Consider the following 17,068-nt stretch of genomic DNA (forward strand, 5'->3'; position numbering starts at 1 on the left):
TACTTAAAATACGGGTAGGTACACGTAAAACGGCTCAGGAGTATTCCACATTCATCCATACCCGGAACTGTTTAAATACGTCATTGGCCATCCCCACGGTTTCTTCTTCGTGTGGTGTATTGGAAAATTTATCAAGTTGTGCGAGAAAAAACTTCCAGCGTGATCCGGCTTCGGGTCCGTATCCGTAAAAGAAGCGGAAGCCCTCTTTTTCATCGCGGCCCAGGTTGTTGGCGATGGTTTTACAAATGATTTTTCCGCCCAGCGTTGAGCCTTCCATTACATACAACGCACCAAACGCCTGCGCATTAGTGGTGATCACCGGTGCGGCAAAGGCGGAAGGTGGCGGAGTATCATCAAGACCCAGCGCTTTCAGGTCATCCAGAATCCAGCTTGTTTTTCTTCGTTCATGATAATCAGGAAGCGCATCAGGATAAAGATGTTGTTGAATACCTTTTTCAAGTGGATGATAAAAACTATAAAATGTGCGAAGCAGTTTGCCATAAGACGCTGCGTCGCGTACATTATTAATCAGCGGCATCATTGCTTTTTCCAGGTCCTGGTGCGCCTCCTGTGTCGTTTCCCTCAATTGTTCCAATATCATAAACGGTTCATTATTAGTGATTCAAATCGCATAGCAAAAGTATGCCGATTAACTATACCAATAAAAATGCCGGAGCTGATATGAATTCTTAAGAGAATCTAAAATGTATCATCCATCCATTTTTACAATGGCCGGCATGAAAGAACCAACCACGTCAACAAGATCTGTTTGTGCAGCCATTACGTCGTGAATATTTTTATAGGCCATTGGTGCTTCATCGGGTGCGCCGCCGATCAGTTGCACGTTTGCTTTATCAAGGATTTCCCGGAGATTTTTCATATTGAATGCGGCGGCAGCCCTGCCGCGGCTCAACCGCCGGCCGGCACCGTGTGAAGCGGAGAGCAATGAATCCTCGTTTCCTTTTCCCTTTACAATAAATCCTTCCGTGGCCATCGAACCCGGAATAATGCCCAATACTCCTTTACCGGCAGGTGTTGCTCCTTTGCGGTGCACGATTACTTCACGTCCCTTCCATTTTTCTTTCCACGCAAAATTGTGATGGTTGTTGATATTAACAACCGGGTTGCGTCCGATTGATTTTACAATGCGGTTGTGAATCACTTCGTGACAAGCCCGCGCATAATCACCGGTGAGGTTCATTGCATCCCAGTAAGCGATTCCGTCTTCATCCTGCAAGGAGAGCCATGCCAGGTGGCGCACCTGCGAAGGCAGGCGACATTTATCCATTGCCACACGTGTATAATACTCTGCAATGCGTGCCCCCAACGCCCGTGATCCCGAATGAGAAAGCAGACCGATATATTGTCCGGGCGCAAGGCCAACACTTTCATCCGGCTCATCTATGTCAACCACGCCCCATTCGGCAAAATGATTACCACTACCGGAAGAACCTAATTGTTTCCATGCTTTCCCATGAATGGAACGAAGCAATTCAGTCTGATCAAAACGCGGATCGTCCATAATATAATGATCGGCCGGTCGATCAAATTGTGCACCACTGCCGAATAAAGTGGCTCCGTCGAGCATGGCGGCCCATCGTCCGCGACGGCGTTGCAGTTCGTCGGCTCTGATATCGAATATACTCAGGCTCATGCGGCAGCCGATGTCAACACCTACGGCATAAGGGATCACCACATTTTCTGTGGCGAGTACACCGCCGATGGGCAACCCGAAACCATTGTGCGCATCGGGCATGAGCGCGCCGGCCACAGCAACAGGCAAACGGGTGGCCTGGTACATCTGGTGCATGGCATCTTCACCGATAAAATTTCTTCCCCATACGGAAAAGTCCAGGGCCGTTGAACGCAATGCCGGCGTTTCAATGATTTCTTCATCGGGTGGCACCAATTTAAAAGCCACGGGCGACCACACTTCATCGTTGAGAAAACTCTCCGGCGTATGCAATAATTGTTTGAGCAGTGTCAACGCCGCTGCTTCAGTTGAATGTTTCAATTGTTTAACTGCTATCTGCAGTGTCAGGCTCAAAGCGGGACCGTCGGTGTAACCGATCGATCGCAACTGTTTACCTGTAATTTTTGTCTTTGCCATTTTTGTTTTTTTGGAAAAGACCTGAAACCTGTATGGTTTCAGGTCTTACGTTTTACCGGGCACGAAGATCTTCCTCAACTGATCGAGCAATTCTCCGTTGCCGTTTACGCTCAGGTGGCTGATTTTTTCTGCGATCTTTTCCACGTATTCCATTTCTTTCAGTTTCCAGAGCATTTGATTGTCTTCCATCAATCTGGCGGTGTTGAGCAGCGACCTTGTGGAAGCTGTTTCTTCCCGGCGCATGATGGATTGTGCCTGTGATCTTTTTTCCGCCATCAACACCTGGTTGAGAATGTCACGCATTTCACCGGGCAGAATGATATCGCGGATACCGAAATCGGCCACATTAACACCAAGGGCTTCGGCTACCAGGCGCACCTGTTTCAGTACGGCGGCAGATAAGTCCTCCTTGTTTTCCAGCAACTCATCGAGGGAAAAGGCACCGACGAACTGACGAAGCGCCAACTGAAAAGCAGCATACAATTGTTTATCGTATTCGCGGTTATTCAGCATGGCTTTTTCCACGTCGATAATCTGGTAGCGGCCGGAGGCGCTGAGCCGCAGGGTGGCTTTGTCTTTGGTCAGCATTTCCTGACCGTTCATCTCCAGCACCTGCTGACGCATATCGGCCTTGATTACCTGCACGGAAATATTATTTTTCCACCAGTAGTAAGTGCCGCTGTCGAGTACGCCGTTGAATTGTCCGCCGGTGAACAGCAACCCTTTTTCGTGCCCTTCAACGGTTGTTGTCCGTACATAAGGGGTAACGAGCGGGTGTTGCAGCAAAGCCATATCGAACTGTTCGTTCATGTGTACCGAAGCGATGTCTGCAAAAACAAAACGGTATTCGTTTACATTTTTCCAAAACACATAACGCCCGGCAGGCATCACGGCTTTCAGCAAGCCTTGTTCGAATCGCATCGCGATCTGTCCGTCTTTGACGTCGACTATATCAACGGCATCCATAAAATCCTGGTCCTGCAATAAAATCTGCAACGGAGTGATGAGCCGGAAATCGCTGGTGATATCAACGATGGTTGCCTGATCTTTCCAGCCAAGCCAGTATTTGCCGGCGCCCAGCATCCGCTGGAATTCGCCATTGCGGAACACAAAAGCCCGCTGCCATTTGTTAACAGTGATCTGTTTCATTATTCATTTTTTAGTGGTGTTGTTAAATAAAAAAGCAAACAGGGTTGCCCTGACATTGATGCGGAGCCTGATGAGTTTTCCGTTGAGTTGCAGCGGCAGAAAATCCGGTGGTATGGAAACGGAGATCTGGTGATGCAATGCCCGGTGTTGTCGTCGGACTACTGGCAGCGCTGGCATTGCCTGGCAGAAAAATCTGCCGGCAGGCAGTGCTGTTTGCTTTTTCATCTTTTGTTAAAGGAGAGATGAACTCCTTTCTTTTCAAGCATCCTGATTGCTTTGCGTTACCATTACGCTAATCCGCCTGAGCGGATACGGGATTCGAACCCGCATTGAAGGGAGACGGTTTACCGCCATCGTCCGGCATTAGTAGCATACAAGTGGTTACAACCGTTGCACTACCGTGTGGGAAAACACATCCTGAACTTTTTTATGATACTTATTGTACCATTTTGTCTGCGCAGCTCGAGCTTGCGAAGGCATAAGGTTTTGTTTGAAAATTAAATCCCATGCCGCGCAGGTAACCGGTAGCATCACTTAATGCGGCGTTACTTTTAAAAACGGCTTGTGTGTTGATATCCACGTGAATCTCCGGCGTCACCTTGTGTTGCAAAAACAAGGGCGACAGGTTGCCGGCCGTGGTAATACTTCTGTGTACTTCCTCCAGCATCCGTTCACGAAGCGAAAGTTTGCGGATCACCCGTTGGGGTTGCACAAACATGAAAGCACCGTTTCCTTTCCGGTAAAACACGATCACCGTAGCAAAATCGATGGCCTGTCCTTTCACCTGGCTGTCTGTACCGATAAATACAGCCATCTGGTGACCGGCATTGCGTTCGCGTGTCATAGCAATATGTATTTCTTCTTCAATGGGCCGTCTCAGTCTTTCACCACTGAGCCGTCTCCAGGCTGGTTGTTGCTCTTGCATGGTTTAAAAATTTGGTGGTGCCCCGGGGAATCGAACCCCGATTGCCGGATTTTCAGTCCGGTGCTTACCCATTCAGCCAAAGCACCAAAGTGAATCAGGAAAACAGCCCCGTCGCCGCTAACGGGGACTGTATAAATCCTCCTTATAATAAAATCAATCCCGTAACAGGAATTCAGCCGGGTGGATTACCCGTTCATTTCTTTCCGGCTCCGTATTCTTTTCCCTGTTACGATCGTTGCGCCGGCCAATCCATTCGATCAGCAGATGCAGTGTCAATACGACTAATAAAAATTTCATCACTTACCATCCTTGTCATTAAGTAGCATAAAAAAAGCCCGGTCATCTGAGCGACCGGGCTTTTTTGTCATACACATGGTTGATGTCTATGCATAAATATCCTGTCGCTCGTGAAATGGTGTGGTAAAAAAGGGCATGCGATTCCCTTTCAGTGAATAACGTTCACTGTTCCATTTCGCTGGTATGTTCCGGCCGAATGCCGCTGATTGGTTAATATGTTTTTGCGTCATGCTTTTTATTACTGTCACGTTTGTGGTCAATAAAAAAGCCCCGCGATAGTGCGGGGCCGTTTATATCAAGAAGGTTAAATCTCTTTCAATAGTTGTACAGCGTACCCGCAACACCCAACTTTCCACAGGGAAAGCCGCTTTGCTTTAGTTCGATATGTGTTGCTGTAAAACGCATGTTGTTTAAAATTTTGCAGTGCAAAGATGACGCTATTTTTTTGTTGCTGCCAAATTTTGTAAACACTTTTTTTGAAAAAAATATTTAAGGCTATTCACAAGAAGTGAAAATCTGCGGGAATAAATGTGTTCACGACGACCTGGAAAAATAATGCGTAATCGCAAACCAGTTAGCGAACTGTCAGGAGCTTTAGTATTTTCGTTTGAATTGATACGGTGTCAAACCTCCAACGATTCTTTATTTTTTATACAGCGCTTATGTTGATTCATGCCTATACTCCACAGTGGCAGAAGGATTTTGAACGGCTGAAACAGGCACTGCAAATGCCGTTTGCGGATCTACCTGTTGTTATCGAACACGTGGGAAGCACGGCTGTTCCGGGTTTAGCCGCAAAACCAATAATTGACATTGATATAGTCTACAGTGTTGAAATTTTATTCGGGGAGATAAAGAACCGTTTAGCGCAACTTGGCTATTATCATAACGGTGATCAGGGTATTAAGGGAAGGGAAGCGTTCAAGCGCTTGCCGGATATTTCTAAGCATACAATACTCGATACAATCAGGCATCACTTGTATGTATGCCCGGAAGATGGTATAGAATTACATCGGCATCTTTTATTTCGCGACTACCTGCGGAAGGATCCGGAAAGCAGAAAGCAGTATGAGCAGATCAAGACCCGCATAGCAATACAGGCCAATCAGGACAAAACGGTATACGCCGAAATCAAAGAACAGGAAGCAAGAGCATTTATTGATGGTGTTATCGATAAGGCGCGTAAAGAACGAGGCATTTAAGTCCGTTGTCCCGACAGGTACCGAAGCAAATATTCACTTCCAAAAATACCGTCGCCTGCTTCCATCCGATGCGCATACTTATTTTATAAGCAATCCGCTCCCTCCATGTCTGGCCTTCGTTTCTTCTACCTATAGAAAATATACCTCGCTCAACAGCAACCTTTAATCATCCGGACAGCTATCTCCTGTCGTATGAAATAGGCTGTTCACCCTGTTAAGATGCCGCTTGCTGATCTCTGCATACCAACACGGGCCGTTTGTTAACGATTATATAAAAGAAAAAAGTTGTACCAGGTAGTTATGTATACACCACGCTCCCTGCATCTTTTCATCAAACACCTTTATGATGAAAACATTATTTACTCTACCGGCTTTTCTCTTACTCTTCAGTATGGCAGATATATCAACAAACGAGGAAGGCCACACTCAACAATCAACCGGCACTGAAACTTTGGCTGACAGCACCGAATGGAAACTGGTTGCCCTCCGTGATGCAGACCAATTGGATACGATTGGTTCTACCCGTGCGTTTATACGCTTTGACGCCGGCAATGGCCGTGTTGGCGGCAACGGAGGATGTAATTCTTTCGGCGGATCGCTTGCCGTAGCAGACAACAGTATTCATATCGATCGAATATTCTCGACAAAAATGTATTGCGCCGATGTACAGCGTCACGAGGACCAGTTTTTTCGCCTGCTCGAACAAGCTGATCGCTGGCAACTGGATGAATCACAACTTAAACTATCAAAAGGCGACACCGTTTTGCTCGTCTTTCAGAAAAAATAATCACGTGTGGAGTACTGTTGACCGCTTCACAGCGCCCTTGGTATAATTTTTCATTGGACGGTTTCTTTATTAATGCAACCGCGCGTTTGTGTAAACTTCAGAGCGTTTCGTGTTGATTATTGACAGCGTGTGTTTCAAGTCACCGGTCTGAGGGCCGGTGGCTTTTTATTTATTTCCGAAACGGCTGAGTTGATAACATCCTGCCCAACCCGATAATGCAAACATCGGATAATGCAGAGCCGGAAACAATAGGAAAATACTTTTACATCATGTGTTTTTTCCCATGGAAACAGCCTCTTCCTGCTTGTAATATTGCCTGAAACATTCAACCAATGAACAGCGCATTTTCAACAAACAACGAAGGCGACCAGTTTATATCTCCGGGTGGCAGGCAGTGGCAGCAGGCAGGTAAAGCCAGGTCTTTACTCCGGTACAATAAGAATCAGGTACAAATACACATCGCAGAGTTTGAGCGGCAGTTCCAGCTCAAAAAAACGATCCGGATATACGAGCGCCTGGGCAAACCCGATTATTTCCAACCCGTGGCAAGTCTCCGGGAAGAGGAAGTGGCCGAGGCCTGGGGTTTGCTCTCGGAATTGCTGCTGGTTAATGGAATAATGGTCGGTGTCTGTAACCCGGCCATTACTACCCGTGAACTTTACCGTTTCGCTACGGAAGAATTGTTCGGAATGGAAATTCAGGACATACATAGCGAGGGGATCATTCATTATTTTGTATACGATGATTTTCATCCGGACCACGCACAAAACAATGTGACCGTCGTACTGAATCAGTGTCTTTATCAAATATTCCGCAAAGACCCGATGGAATGGGTACACTCATTCCGAAAGCAAAAGCTTTACCTGAACGGCTATGAAGATTTAAACATCGATGAAATGGTGATACTGATCAATGGATTCAAGGAACGGGTTAGCCGGTTTGAGCTGGTAGAATTTACGGATATCACCAGCAACACCGACGGACGTACGGGGACGGTAAAAGGTATGTTCCGCTTAAAACTACGAATGGACCATGCAGCCTATTGTTTAGCCGGAAAATGGACTATACAGCTTGAACGCAATCTGAATAATAAATGGAAAATACATGCCGTTGAAATTCCCGGAATTGATTTTTGAAAAACGAACTGTCATAGAGAGGGAGAATGGACCATAACAAATAAGCCCCACTCAATCAAACAATCTCCCCTGCTCGCCGGGTCTTCTGAAACTCGTCGTGTCCAGCATAAAGCGATCTTTATTCAATCCGTACAGCTTGCCGTATTTCTGGTATTGCTGTGCGATCATTGCAGCGACTGCACCCTCGCCACGCATCCGCAATCCCCAGCGGCTGTCGTTGACCTTGCCATCGTGGCTTTGCTCGATCAGGTGCCATACTTTGTCCGCCCTGTCAGGAAAATTTTTGTACAACCAATCGTGAAACAATAATTTGATCGCCCCATTCAGCCGGATAAATGTATAGGCTGTAAATGTAGCGCCGGCATCGGCCGCCGATTTCATGATGCGTTGCATTTCATGATCGTTGAGCCCGGGAATCATCGGCCCCAGCATCACACCCATTTTCACACCGGCATTACTGAGCTCTTCAATCACACGAAGCCGTTGAACGGCCGTAGTCGTACGCGGTTCCATTACCCGGCGTACTTCTTCGTTGAATGAAGTGATAGACACCATCGCGCGCACCAGGTTGCGCGAGGCGAGACGACTCAGCACATCTTTGTCCCGTGTAATCCATGCGTTCTTCGTGAGAATGCCCACGGGTTGGTTGAATTCGTCGCAAACCTCGAGCAGACTTCTTGTCAACCGGTATTTTTGTTCAGCCGGCTGGTAACAATCTGTATTACCGCTTAACATGATCGGCATACATTCCCAGGACTTATGCATCAATTGCGCCCGCAATAATTTGGGTGCATTTTTCTTCACCAGGATCTTTCGTTCAAAGTCGAGCCCTGCACTATAGCCCCAATATTCATGCGCATTACGCGCATAACAATAAATGCAACCGTGTTCGCAACCCGCATACGGATTCATGCTGTAAGCCATTCCTACATCGGGGCTGTCCACTTTATTCACCAATGTACGTGCCTCCTGCTCGATGTACTGGGTTGGCGAATTGTCGTCCGACCAGTCATCAATGCCTTCCACGTGTTCGCGTATATGCTCGTTTTTGAGAAAACGGTTAGGCGTGTTGATCTGCGCACCACGCCCCTTCATGTATGCTTCGTTTTCCTGCGCTTTTATTTTATAATGATCCTGTTTGGGTTTGTCTTTCATTACTCCTCCTTTCCTTTCCGGTATCTTTTCAGGTAAACAATGTAGCCTGTGTGGCTTCGACAGGTTGCGAACGGAAACTGAAATTGCCTATCACCTGGTAAGGCATGCCTTCTTCACTCCGTCGCAACCAGCAGAAAGAGGAGGCGATAAATTTGGCTGAAAAATCAAGCTGCTGAAACTCCGGCCATCCTTTTTCATATTGCCAGGGTTTGAGTTTACGCGCGATGGTCAAATGAGGCTCGAGAATAAAATGTGGCTTATTTTCTTTATCCGTTTTCATCATCCGTTGCGTTTCGGTGCGCAACTCTTTCACCAGTGCACGGAAAGCGTCTTTGACGGAAACCTGTATATAAATCGTATGGGAAGGAAAACTTCCATAATCACGCAGCTCCATCAAAAAAGGCTGTTGCATACCGGCGATGCGTTCAAACTTTCTGCGCAAGCGATCTTCCTGCATGGCATGATGCCTGAATTTCACCAAAGTAAAATGCGGCCGCCCGCTACGGGATGGTGCATGATCATAAGTATCGGCAAAATAATTCCGGATCGCTTTTACTTTTTCATCGATATCGGGTGGTGGCTGCAATACCAGCAGGTACTCATTCAACTGCATGCTGCCCGGCAGCCTCACTGTCGTGTTTTTCATATATGGTCTGTTAAAGTAGTTATGCAGGTTGAAGCCGGAATACCGCTACCTGCCGGTTGTTCTCGTATCCTTTCCGCCGGCGCAGCAAAACCAGTTCCGTCAGGTAAAACGAGGCTTCAAATGGCTTTTGTGCATAATCATTTACTACCCGTTCGTAAACGCCCTGCGGCAGGGAACCTGCCAGCGGCAGATGTGGTTGTTTGAAAAACCGCACCGGCGGACAGGCATTGCTTTGCACATAGGTATCGATCGGTTGTAATCCGGCCGCAAGTTGCCGCAGTTCTTTACTCTCATCGATACCCACACAAAGATGTCTGGGAGGGCAGGCGGCAAAACCATTCAGCATCAACCGGAAACTTTTGATATCACCTGTTATACGCTGCAGCCAGCGGATCAGGGTATCTTCCATTTCATCATGCGCCCAGAAACCTGAAACGGTTAGAAATGGCTTTCCGGTGCGCGGCTTTGGCTGCCCGTACCGGTCGTAAAACAATTCTTTTTCTCGCTCCAGTTGTTCACACACCGCTTCATCCGGCGGCGCCACCAGGAAATATTCGTATAAACCCTCCGCTGTCTGGGATCGCATCACCGGGTGCGCAGAAGTCTCCATAAATCTGATCAATATTTTAGTAAATTTATACTAAATAATTTAGTTTTACAAAAAGCTTTTTCACCTTCTTTAATATTTTTTTTATGGACGACTCCTTTTACATGCCCGATTACCGCGGCTCCAAACAGTTCTCACAACAGGATATCCGCACTGCCAATGCCACGGGTTTTGGTGCAGCCGCCGATGACTATATGGAAAGAGGTATCGACCTCAACGAGCAACTCATTATGAATAAACCCGCCACCTTCTTTTTCCGCATGCGTGGCGATGCGATGCTCGAGGCAGGTATTCATGACGGCGATGTATTGATTGTGGACCGCAGCATTCCGCTGCAGAACGGCCGCATCATTATCGCTGCAGTGGAAGGCGAATTGCTCGTACGCAGGTTCGAACAAACATTTAACCAACGCCGCCTCCTTCCCGAAAACAAAAAACACAAACCGGTTACCATCGATGAATTCAGCAACTACGCCAGTTGGGGTGTTGTTACCTGCGTGATCCATGTAACCGATAGCTTATTGCAGGCTTATATGCAAAACCGCAAAACCAAATCACATGATCGCGATCGTTGATTGCAATAGTTTTTATTGCTCCTGTGAACGTTTGTTCCGTCCGCCGCTGCTACAGCATCCCGTAGTCGTGCTCAGTAATAATGATGGATGTATTGTGTCGCGCAGTGATGAAGCGAAAGCATTGGGCATTCCCATGGCAGGGCCTTACTTCGAATCCCGTGACCTGATGCAGGCTCATGATGTAGCGGTGTTTTCGTCGAACTACAATCTTTATGGTGATCTGAGCATGCGCGTAATGGATTCGCTCCGGCATGTTGCGGGTGAAGAACAGGTAGAAGTATATTCAGTAGACGAAGCCTTTGTGAATCTTCCTGAAATGCATGTTTCCGCACTGGATGCGGCCGCACGTGAATTGCGGCAGACGGTTGAACAATGGACCGGCATCTCTGTATCCGTTGGTGTGGCTCCCACCAAAACGCTGGCGAAACTGGCGAATTATCTCGCCAAGAAAAACAAACAGGCATCCGGCTGCGTAACGGTGCTGGCCACGGCAGCGCAACAAAAGGAAGCGTTGCAGCAAACAAGACTGGAAAATATCTGGGGCGTAGGGCGTGCGTATGCACGTAAACTTTACGAGGTTGGCATCACCAACGGTTGGGAACTGATGCATCAACCCGAAGCCTGGATCAATCATCAATTGGGTGGTGTAAACGGCTTACGGTTGCTCCGCGAATTACGCGGCGAGCCGGCCATCGGACTGAAAGAAGAACTGGTGCAGAAAAAAATGATTGCGACCACAAGAATGTTTGGCTATCCCGTATCGGATCTGGTATCAATTAAAGAAGCATTGGCCACTTATACATCGAGGGCCGCGGAAAAACTGCGACGGCAACACAGCGCTGCCGGGGAAATAGGCGTATTCATGGTAAAAAAAGACGAAGATTATTTAACGGATTTCTATCACGGTTCCACCTTGCGGCGCCAGATGCGGCTGCCTACACCCACATCAGCCACGCAAATGCTCATCAAGCCTGCTCTGGAAATGGCGGAAGAACTTTTTGAGTCCGGACATTCCTATAAAAAAGCCGGTGTGCTGCTGAGCGGGCTGGTGCCCGATACCTCGCGGCAGGGCAACCTGTTTGCGGAAGAAACCACCAATTGCACCCCGCGGCTGATGGAGATGATGGACAATATCAACTTTAGCCAACGCGATGATATTCTGAAGTTTGCATCCAGCGGCACCCGGCGCGACTGGAAAATGAGACAGGAAAAACGCAGCCCCCGCTATACCACGCGCTGGGATGAACTGTGCGAGGTACGCTAAAAAATGACCGGATAGGATTATGAAATGCAATTTTCTGGCATTATCTTCGTTTCTCCTCAATTGCATCCCTTCCTCTGAATTTCCGCGAATTAATTTATTGGTTTTTTAAACGTACAGTATGAACAAGTTTATTACATGCCTCGCGGCGATGGTGCTATTGACCTTTGTACTCTCTTCCTGCGCGGCCACCAAACGCGACTGCCAGGGCGTAAAACACACCCGCCTGAAGAACGGCATTTATCTCTGATCTTATTTCGCATAGCGAAAATCAGCGGACAAATTATTTTCCCGGTACATACCGGGATTTTTTTATTTTAACCGGATGAATACGTCCACGCCTCAACCAGAGCAACACATTCTTTATGAACAACGGCTGAAACAGCCCGCCGATTTTAAAGTGGTCTACCGGTTTTACGGTGAAGAAGAAGGTGGGCGCAAATCAATTCCCTTTCAGGGATACCGCTCTGATTTCTGGTATCCGCATGAAGAACATGCAGCTTCAAACATCTTCATGATCTGGCCCGAATTTGAAGATAAAAAGGGAAACGTCATTCTTGAAAAAGACAAATCTGTTCCTGCTACCGGTATTGCAAGAATGTGGATTTTGATACCTGAAGGAAGAGGATATCACAGGGATAAAATAAAGATCGGGCTTAAAGGATATTTTATGGAAGGTTCCAGGAAAGTAGCAGAATGTGAGGTTATCGAAATACTGGGATTGCAAACTAATCCCATTGTCAGTAAATAGAAATTTATGTTTGAGCGAATTGCATTTACAATATTCCTAATTGGCGGACTGCTAACCTTCTCCGCCCGCGCACAATCAGAATTTCCCGGCAAATGGAAAGGTCATTGGAAAGGCAAGATCGCGTGGTACAAGACCGGCGCTGATACGGCAACGATGATAGATACGCAACTCAAAATTTTTCCTACCGACAGCGCACATAAATGGACCTGGCAATTGAGCTATGGAAATGCGGGGCAGGATGATCGCCCTTATACACTCATTGCAAAAGACACATCGAAAGGTCTGTGGACGATTGATGAAAACAATGGTATTGTATTGAGTCAATACTGGATAGGTAATCGTTTCACCGGCATCTTCACCGTGCAGGGCACTACTATTTTAAACAATTATTACCTGGATAATGATGAGTTGGTTGTCGAATTTTATGTGGTTGCCCAACAACCGTCCTATACTTCAGGCAAGGGAACAACCGACATTCCTTTCGTTGATAGCTATTCTGTGAAGGCAATTCAGCGCGGACGATTGGAGAGAGAGAGGTATTAGGTATTAGGTTTTAGGTATAAGGCGTAGGCTATAAGGCCCGACACTTCGGGCTAAGCTATAAGGCGTAAGGCATAGGGGCCGGGTCTGGCAGGTTTCACGCAGAGCACCTTAAGGAGCAAAGGCGCTAAGAAGGGCTGTTTTTATTCACCATTCACTATTGACCATTCACCATTGACCATTCACTATTCACCTCTCAAAGCACCTTCGGTACCATCCCCCTGATTCCCATATCCACCACTGCTTCCTGCTTGCCGGGCTGCCATTTTCCATCCGGTATCCGGTCTTCCCACTCAAAACTTTTATTCACCGAAAGCGACACCTGTACTTTTACATCATTCGTTTCATTACCCGTGATCACCAGTTTACCCGGAGCAAAGGCGGCCGTTACCACACAGGATCCCGCAGGCACCGGCGAGGTGGCAAATAAAGGGTTCACAACAGTGGTGGCACCTGCAGGTGCCTCGCCGCTGGAACTGAGCGGGTAGTTCTGCCCGAGTACATTGATCACCGTTTCAAAGCCCCAATAACCCTGGCGGCGGTTGCCATTTACCTGCAATTGCTGCTGTTTGATTTTATAACTGCTGATGTACGTGTTAAAACCAATGAACGAAGCCACCGTGCCGCCGAATTCGCCCTGGATGGGAATGCCGGAGATCACGGTATCCACATAATATTTTATATCATAGTTCTGGTAAGCGAGCGACAAACGCAGCCATTCATAACTGCCCGGAGCAACCTGGCTGAGCGGAAGTGAATAAAACTCCTGGTCCTGTCCCGCAAAAGCGGCTTTGGAAAAATCGATCGCATTGCTGCCTCCCACCGCCGTTTCCGGCGCCCGGTACAATACGGCACCGGCACCCAAAGCCGTCAATGGACCGGGAGCCAGCTCAAGGTAATGCGCGCTCATGGTATTGAATTTCGGATGCTGCCCGGCATGGCCCGCCGGCATCGGCGAAGGCTGCCCAACATTATTTAAACGGGCCTGTGTGGAATCGAAATGAAACACAAAAATCAGGCGCGGACCACCATTGTTATTAGAAACATCTTTTGTACAGGAAAAAAGGGTTACGGCTGCGCAAAGCAACAGCAGGCAGGCGAAACGGACAGTTGGCATACGGGGTTGTTTTGCTTTTAAACGTACCTGATCCGCAAAAATTGCGGGCTTATTTTGATATAAAAGCCCAGAACCCGGCCATTGGGTTTATTTTTGTCCAAATATATAGCTCGTATGATGTTGAAACGACCAGGTTTATCAGCAGGATTGATCGGTATTGTATTAATAATGGCCGCCTGCTCACAGAACAATGTAACCGTTGATGACAGCCTCAAAAAATATTTCGATGAAAATAAAGTAACCGGCTGCTTCGGCCTCATGAACAATGGCACCGGAGAGTTCACCGTTTACAACCTGAAGCGCTACCGTGACAGTACTTACCTGCCAGCCTCCACATTTAAGATCGTCAACTCGCTGATAGGATTGCAAACAGGTAAGATCTCCGGCGACAGCATGGTCATTCCCTGGGACGGCGTTACCCGCTCCGTAGCCGAATGGAATAAAGACCTCACCATGTACGATGCCTTCCGCGTATCGGCTGTTCCTTATTACCAGGAAGTGGCACGCAGGATTGGACAAAAAGACATGCAGCGCTGGATGGATTCATTGCACTATGGTGCCGGTAAAAAAGATACGCTGTTCCGCATCCATACCGCCATCGATACCTTCTGGCTCGACAACAGCCTGAAAGTAACGCCGGACGAACAACTCGGCCTCGTAAAGCGACTCTACTTTAACCAGTTGCCTTTCTTTAAACTTTACCAGGAAAAAGTAAAACATGCGATGCTCTTCGAGAACAACGCCAATTACCGCCTGGGTTATAAAACCGGCTGGGGTTTCAACGAACAAGGTCATCCGATCGGCTGGGTAGTGGGTTGGGTAGAAGAAAATGAACACCCTTATTTCTTTGTGCTGAACGTGGAATCAACCGACCATAATTTTGATATGGCACCCGTGCGACTGAAAATGGTCAAAGACATCCTTAAGCAACTCGGATTCTTCGAAGGGAAAATGTGATGTTTTTTGGCGGGAAGTTTGCTTCACTTCGCCTGCGGCGAAATGAAATGTGAAAATGTGTAAATGTGAAAATGTGTAAATTGTCCGGTAAATCATTTCTCACATTTTCACATTCCGCCATCGGCGGACACATTTACACATTGACTTCCTAAAACTTATAACTTAATACTCACAACTTAATACTCCCTCCTGTCGTACCAATTTCAATACCCGCATTTCATCTGGCTGGCCGGTGGCCTGCTCATCCTCACAGTGCTGTTTACATGGCTGCTGCTGTGGAAGAAACGCGTGCGTAGAAAAATCGGCGATCCGGAACTGGTAAAAGGCCTGACGGCGGCTTACTCACGCCGGAAATTTTTCGTGAAATTCATCCTCGTGCTGCTTGCCTTCGCTACAGGCGTGGTGACTGTAATGAATCTCCGCAAACCCGGCGGTCCCGATGGAGTGACGCGCAAAGGCATCGACGTAGTAATAGCACTCGATGTCAGCCGCAGCATGCTGGCCACCGATCTGGCACCTAACCGCCTCGAACGCGCCCGCCAGTTCATCAGCCGCTTACTCACAAAAATTCCTGACGACCGCATCGGCCTCGTGGTTTTTGCGGGCAAAGCTTACCTGCAAATGCCGCTGACCGGCGATCACAATGCCGCTCAATTGTTTGTGTCCAGCGCCAGCCCTGATGGCATTCCGCTGCAAGGCACCGTTATCAGCGATGCCCTCAAAATGAGCAACACCGCTTTCGGTGCCAGCGAATCAACTTATAAAGCTGTTGTACTCATCACCGATGGGGAAGACCACGACGAAGCCGCTTTGTCAACCGCCAAAGAACTGGCCTCCTACGGCATGATGATCAACACCGTGGGCATCGGCTCCGCAGAAGGCGCTTATGTCCCCGATCCGGCTACCGGCGAGCCCAAACGCGACGAGACCGGCAATCCCGTTCTCTCCAAACTCAACGAAGCTGAACTAAAAGAAATTGCGGGGTTAACCAACGGCGTTTATGTAAGACTGGAAAACAGCGAAGAGGCTGTCAACACCATCACCCAACAACTCAGCCAGATTGAAACCAAAGTAACCGGCGACGTTTCGCGCATGAATTATACCACTTACTACTGGTGCTTTGCCGGAGCCATGTTGCTTTTATTATTGATAGAATCTTTTATTCCCGAAACAAAAAAAGTACTGGCATGAACAGGCCCCTGCTGTACATATTATTCCTGTTGTTGCCGGTAACGGCATTTGCCCAAACCACCGACGTCAACAGAAGCCGGGAACTGACCGCCGAAGGAAATGAATTTTTCCGCCAGGGACAATGGGATAAAGCCTCCCTTTCATACGAGGAAGCACTGCGTAACGATGCCAATAACTCCATTGCCCGTTACAACCGCGCCAATGCACTTTTCCTGCTGAAACAACCCGATCAGGCCATTGCACTTTATGATGAACTGATCGCCGGCGAAAAGGTGCAGAAAAATCACAAATCCCTGGCCTGGTACAATAAAGGCGTGATCCTCACCGGACAGCAAAAACTGGAAGAAAGCATCGAAGCCTACAAACAGGCTTTACGCCTCGACCCCAACAACAAAGAAGCCCGGGAAAACCTGCAAAAGGCACTGCTGGAACAAAAAAAGAAGAACCCGGAGAAACAAAAACAACAGGAGCAGGATCAAAAGAAAAAAGAGCAGCAGGAACAACAACCCCAATCAAAAATGAACCAACGCGAGGCCCAACGCCAATTGGACCTTCTCCGCCAAAAGGAAAAACAAGTCCAGAACCGCGCCAACCAACAGAAAAAACAAGGCGGAGGTAACAATCAGAAGGACTGGTAAGCCCCAAGTTTCTAATATCTTTGC

General features: G+C 47.8%; 21 protein-coding genes and 1 tRNA gene. 11 read left to right on the forward strand and 11 right to left on the reverse strand.

Annotated elements, in window-relative coordinates; genetic code table 11:
- Positions 1-34: 34 nt before the first annotated feature.
- The 7 genes from H608_RS22420 to H608_RS24420 form a co-directional block, all read right to left on the reverse strand.
- Positions 35-601: a biliverdin-producing heme oxygenase gene (locus H608_RS22420; RefSeq protein WP_051268332.1), complete on the reverse strand. Its 567-nt coding sequence runs from the start codon at positions 599-601 to the stop codon at positions 35-37.
- Positions 602-709: 108 nt separating this feature from the next.
- A complete protein-coding gene (locus tag H608_RS0113990; RefSeq protein ID WP_028788226.1) occupies positions 710-2,110 on the reverse strand; it encodes an RtcB family protein in 1,401 nt (466 codons plus the stop codon).
- 45 nt (positions 2,111-2,155) lie between these two features.
- On the reverse strand, positions 2,156-3,259 hold the full coding sequence (locus tag H608_RS0113995) for a slipin family protein (RefSeq protein WP_028788227.1): 1,104 nt from the start codon (positions 3,257-3,259) through the stop codon (positions 2,156-2,158).
- A gap of 3 nt (positions 3,260-3,262) precedes the next feature.
- The gene (locus H608_RS0114000; RefSeq protein WP_028788228.1) at positions 3,263-3,484 is read right to left on the reverse strand and encodes a hypothetical protein; all 222 of its coding nucleotides are present in this window, start codon (positions 3,482-3,484) and stop codon (positions 3,263-3,265) included.
- Positions 3,485-3,695: 211 nt separating this feature from the next.
- Entirely contained in the window at positions 3,696-4,184 is a 489-nt protein-coding gene (locus H608_RS0114005; RefSeq protein ID WP_028788229.1) for a ribonuclease H-like YkuK family protein, read from the reverse strand.
- 12 nt (positions 4,185-4,196) lie between these two features.
- A tRNA-Phe gene (locus H608_RS0114010) sits at positions 4,197-4,270 on the reverse strand.
- A gap of 67 nt (positions 4,271-4,337) precedes the next feature.
- Positions 4,338-4,481 (reverse strand): hypothetical protein, encoded by a 144-nt coding sequence (locus H608_RS24420; RefSeq protein ID WP_155990176.1) that lies wholly within the window; start codon positions 4,479-4,481, stop codon positions 4,338-4,340.
- Between the two features lie 662 nt (positions 4,482-5,143).
- Here H608_RS24420 and H608_RS0114035 point away from each other — a divergent pair.
- From H608_RS0114035 to H608_RS0114045, 3 genes are all read left to right on the forward strand, one after another.
- Positions 5,144-5,683 (forward strand): GrpB family protein, encoded by a 540-nt coding sequence (locus tag H608_RS0114035; protein WP_038008455.1) that lies wholly within the window; start codon positions 5,144-5,146, stop codon positions 5,681-5,683.
- A 391-nt stretch (positions 5,684-6,074) separates the two neighbouring features.
- Positions 6,075-6,470 (forward strand): META domain-containing protein, encoded by a 396-nt coding sequence (locus tag H608_RS0114040; protein ID WP_028788231.1) that lies wholly within the window; start codon positions 6,075-6,077, stop codon positions 6,468-6,470.
- A gap of 332 nt (positions 6,471-6,802) precedes the next feature.
- Positions 6,803-7,606: a hypothetical protein gene (locus H608_RS0114045; RefSeq protein ID WP_028788232.1), complete on the forward strand. Its 804-nt coding sequence runs from the start codon at positions 6,803-6,805 to the stop codon at positions 7,604-7,606.
- A gap of 51 nt (positions 7,607-7,657) precedes the next feature.
- Here H608_RS0114045 and H608_RS0114050 read toward each other — a convergent pair whose 3' ends face one another.
- Genes H608_RS0114050 through H608_RS0114060 form a run of 3 tightly spaced genes read right to left on the reverse strand, consistent with a single transcriptional unit; the run spans position 7,658 to position 10,017 of the window.
- Positions 7,658-8,761, reverse strand: coding sequence for a PA0069 family radical SAM protein (locus tag H608_RS0114050; protein WP_028788233.1), 1,104 nt, complete (start codon positions 8,759-8,761; stop codon positions 7,658-7,660).
- A gap of 28 nt (positions 8,762-8,789) precedes the next feature.
- Complete coding sequence (locus tag H608_RS0114055; protein WP_038008458.1) at positions 8,790-9,407, reverse strand: 2'-5' RNA ligase family protein; 618 nt, start codon at positions 9,405-9,407, stop codon at positions 8,790-8,792.
- Positions 9,408-9,426: 19 nt separating this feature from the next.
- Positions 9,427-10,017, reverse strand: coding sequence for a 2'-5' RNA ligase family protein (locus H608_RS0114060; RefSeq protein ID WP_028788235.1), 591 nt, complete (start codon positions 10,015-10,017; stop codon positions 9,427-9,429).
- An 83-nt stretch (positions 10,018-10,100) separates the two neighbouring features.
- Between H608_RS0114060 and H608_RS22425 the strand changes: the two genes are divergently transcribed.
- The 5 genes from H608_RS22425 (at position 10,101) to H608_RS0114085 (ending at position 13,144) form a co-directional block, all read left to right on the forward strand.
- Entirely contained in the window at positions 10,101-10,589 is a 489-nt protein-coding gene (locus H608_RS22425) for a LexA family protein (protein WP_071836957.1), read from the forward strand.
- Entirely contained in the window at positions 10,573-11,853 is a 1,281-nt protein-coding gene (locus H608_RS0114070; RefSeq protein WP_028788236.1) for a Y-family DNA polymerase, read from the forward strand. The genes H608_RS22425 and H608_RS0114070 overlap by 17 nt, the downstream gene beginning before the upstream one ends.
- A 118-nt stretch (positions 11,854-11,971) precedes the next feature.
- Positions 11,972-12,100, forward strand: a complete 129-nt coding sequence (locus H608_RS24845; protein WP_281169181.1) for a hypothetical protein — start codon at positions 11,972-11,974, stop codon at positions 12,098-12,100.
- Positions 12,101-12,175: 75 nt separating this feature from the next.
- Positions 12,176-12,601, forward strand: coding sequence for a hypothetical protein (locus H608_RS0114080; protein ID WP_051268333.1), 426 nt, complete (start codon positions 12,176-12,178; stop codon positions 12,599-12,601).
- A gap of 6 nt (positions 12,602-12,607) precedes the next feature.
- Positions 12,608-13,144, forward strand: a complete 537-nt coding sequence (locus H608_RS0114085; protein ID WP_028788238.1) for a hypothetical protein — start codon at positions 12,608-12,610, stop codon at positions 13,142-13,144.
- Positions 13,145-13,337: 193 nt separating this feature from the next.
- Here the strand turns inward: H608_RS0114085 and H608_RS22430 are convergent, their stop codons facing one another.
- Positions 13,338-14,258 (reverse strand): hypothetical protein, encoded by a 921-nt coding sequence (locus H608_RS22430; protein ID WP_038008461.1) that lies wholly within the window; start codon positions 14,256-14,258, stop codon positions 13,338-13,340.
- Positions 14,259-14,372: 114 nt separating this feature from the next.
- Here H608_RS22430 and H608_RS0114095 point away from each other — a divergent pair, with 114 nt between their 5' ends.
- The 3 genes from H608_RS0114095 to H608_RS22435 all read left to right on the forward strand — a co-directional run bounded on the left by H608_RS0114095 (position 14,373) and on the right by H608_RS22435 (position 17,044).
- The gene (locus tag H608_RS0114095; protein ID WP_245565764.1) at positions 14,373-15,215 is read left to right on the forward strand and encodes a penicillin-binding transpeptidase domain-containing protein; all 843 of its coding nucleotides are present in this window, start codon (positions 14,373-14,375) and stop codon (positions 15,213-15,215) included.
- A gap of 288 nt (positions 15,216-15,503) precedes the next feature.
- Entirely contained in the window at positions 15,504-16,406 is a 903-nt protein-coding gene (locus H608_RS0114100; protein ID WP_245565765.1) for a VWA domain-containing protein, read from the forward strand.
- A complete protein-coding gene (locus H608_RS22435; RefSeq protein ID WP_038008465.1) occupies positions 16,403-17,044 on the forward strand; it encodes a tetratricopeptide repeat protein in 642 nt (213 codons plus the stop codon). The genes H608_RS0114100 and H608_RS22435 overlap by 4 nt, the downstream gene beginning before the upstream one ends.
- Positions 17,045-17,068 lie beyond the last annotated feature (24 nt).

The organism is Terrimonas ferruginea DSM 30193, from assembly GCF_000425585.1.
Classification (GTDB): Bacteria; Bacteroidota; Bacteroidia; order Chitinophagales; family Chitinophagaceae; genus Terrimonas; species Terrimonas ferruginea.

Coding starts and splice junctions, on each gene's coding strand:
- H608_RS0114050 (WP_028788233.1), bottom strand. CDS start 8,761: ATGAAAGACAAACCCAAACAGGATCATTATAAAATAAAAGCGCAGGAA.
- H608_RS0114055 (WP_038008458.1), bottom strand. CDS start 9,407: ATGAAAAACACGACAGTGAGGCTGCCGGGCAGCATGCAGTTGAATGAG.
- H608_RS24845 (WP_281169181.1), top strand. CDS start 11,972: ATGAACAAGTTTATTACATGCCTCGCGGCGATGGTGCTATTGACCTTT.
- H608_RS0113990 (WP_028788226.1), bottom strand. CDS start 2,110: ATGGCAAAGACAAAAATTACAGGTAAACAGTTGCGATCGATCGGTTAC.
- H608_RS0114095 (WP_245565764.1), top strand. CDS start 14,373: ATGATGTTGAAACGACCAGGTTTATCAGCAGGATTGATCGGTATTGTA.
- H608_RS0114045 (WP_028788232.1), top strand. CDS start 6,803: ATGAACAGCGCATTTTCAACAAACAACGAAGGCGACCAGTTTATATCT.
- H608_RS0114040 (WP_028788231.1), top strand. CDS start 6,075: ATGGCAGATATATCAACAAACGAGGAAGGCCACACTCAACAATCAACC.
- H608_RS0114080 (WP_051268333.1), top strand. CDS start 12,176: ATGAATACGTCCACGCCTCAACCAGAGCAACACATTCTTTATGAACAA.
- H608_RS0114070 (WP_028788236.1), top strand. CDS start 10,573: ATGATCGCGATCGTTGATTGCAATAGTTTTTATTGCTCCTGTGAACGT.
- H608_RS0114085 (WP_028788238.1), top strand. CDS start 12,608: ATGTTTGAGCGAATTGCATTTACAATATTCCTAATTGGCGGACTGCTA.
- H608_RS0114035 (WP_038008455.1), top strand. CDS start 5,144: ATGTTGATTCATGCCTATACTCCACAGTGGCAGAAGGATTTTGAACGG.
- H608_RS0113995 (WP_028788227.1), bottom strand. CDS start 3,259: ATGAAACAGATCACTGTTAACAAATGGCAGCGGGCTTTTGTGTTCCGC.
- H608_RS0114060 (WP_028788235.1), bottom strand. CDS start 10,017: ATGGAGACTTCTGCGCACCCGGTGATGCGATCCCAGACAGCGGAGGGT.
- H608_RS24420 (WP_155990176.1), bottom strand. CDS start 4,481: ATGAAATTTTTATTAGTCGTATTGACACTGCATCTGCTGATCGAATGG.
- H608_RS22430 (WP_038008461.1), bottom strand. CDS start 14,258: ATGCCAACTGTCCGTTTCGCCTGCCTGCTGTTGCTTTGCGCAGCCGTA.
- H608_RS22425 (WP_071836957.1), top strand. CDS start 10,101: ATGGACGACTCCTTTTACATGCCCGATTACCGCGGCTCCAAACAGTTC.
- H608_RS0114000 (WP_028788228.1), bottom strand. CDS start 3,484: ATGAAAAAGCAAACAGCACTGCCTGCCGGCAGATTTTTCTGCCAGGCA.
- H608_RS0114005 (WP_028788229.1), bottom strand. CDS start 4,184: ATGCAAGAGCAACAACCAGCCTGGAGACGGCTCAGTGGTGAAAGACTG.
- H608_RS22435 (WP_038008465.1), top strand. CDS start 16,403: ATGAACAGGCCCCTGCTGTACATATTATTCCTGTTGTTGCCGGTAACG.
- H608_RS22420 (WP_051268332.1), bottom strand. CDS start 601: ATGATATTGGAACAATTGAGGGAAACGACACAGGAGGCGCACCAGGAC.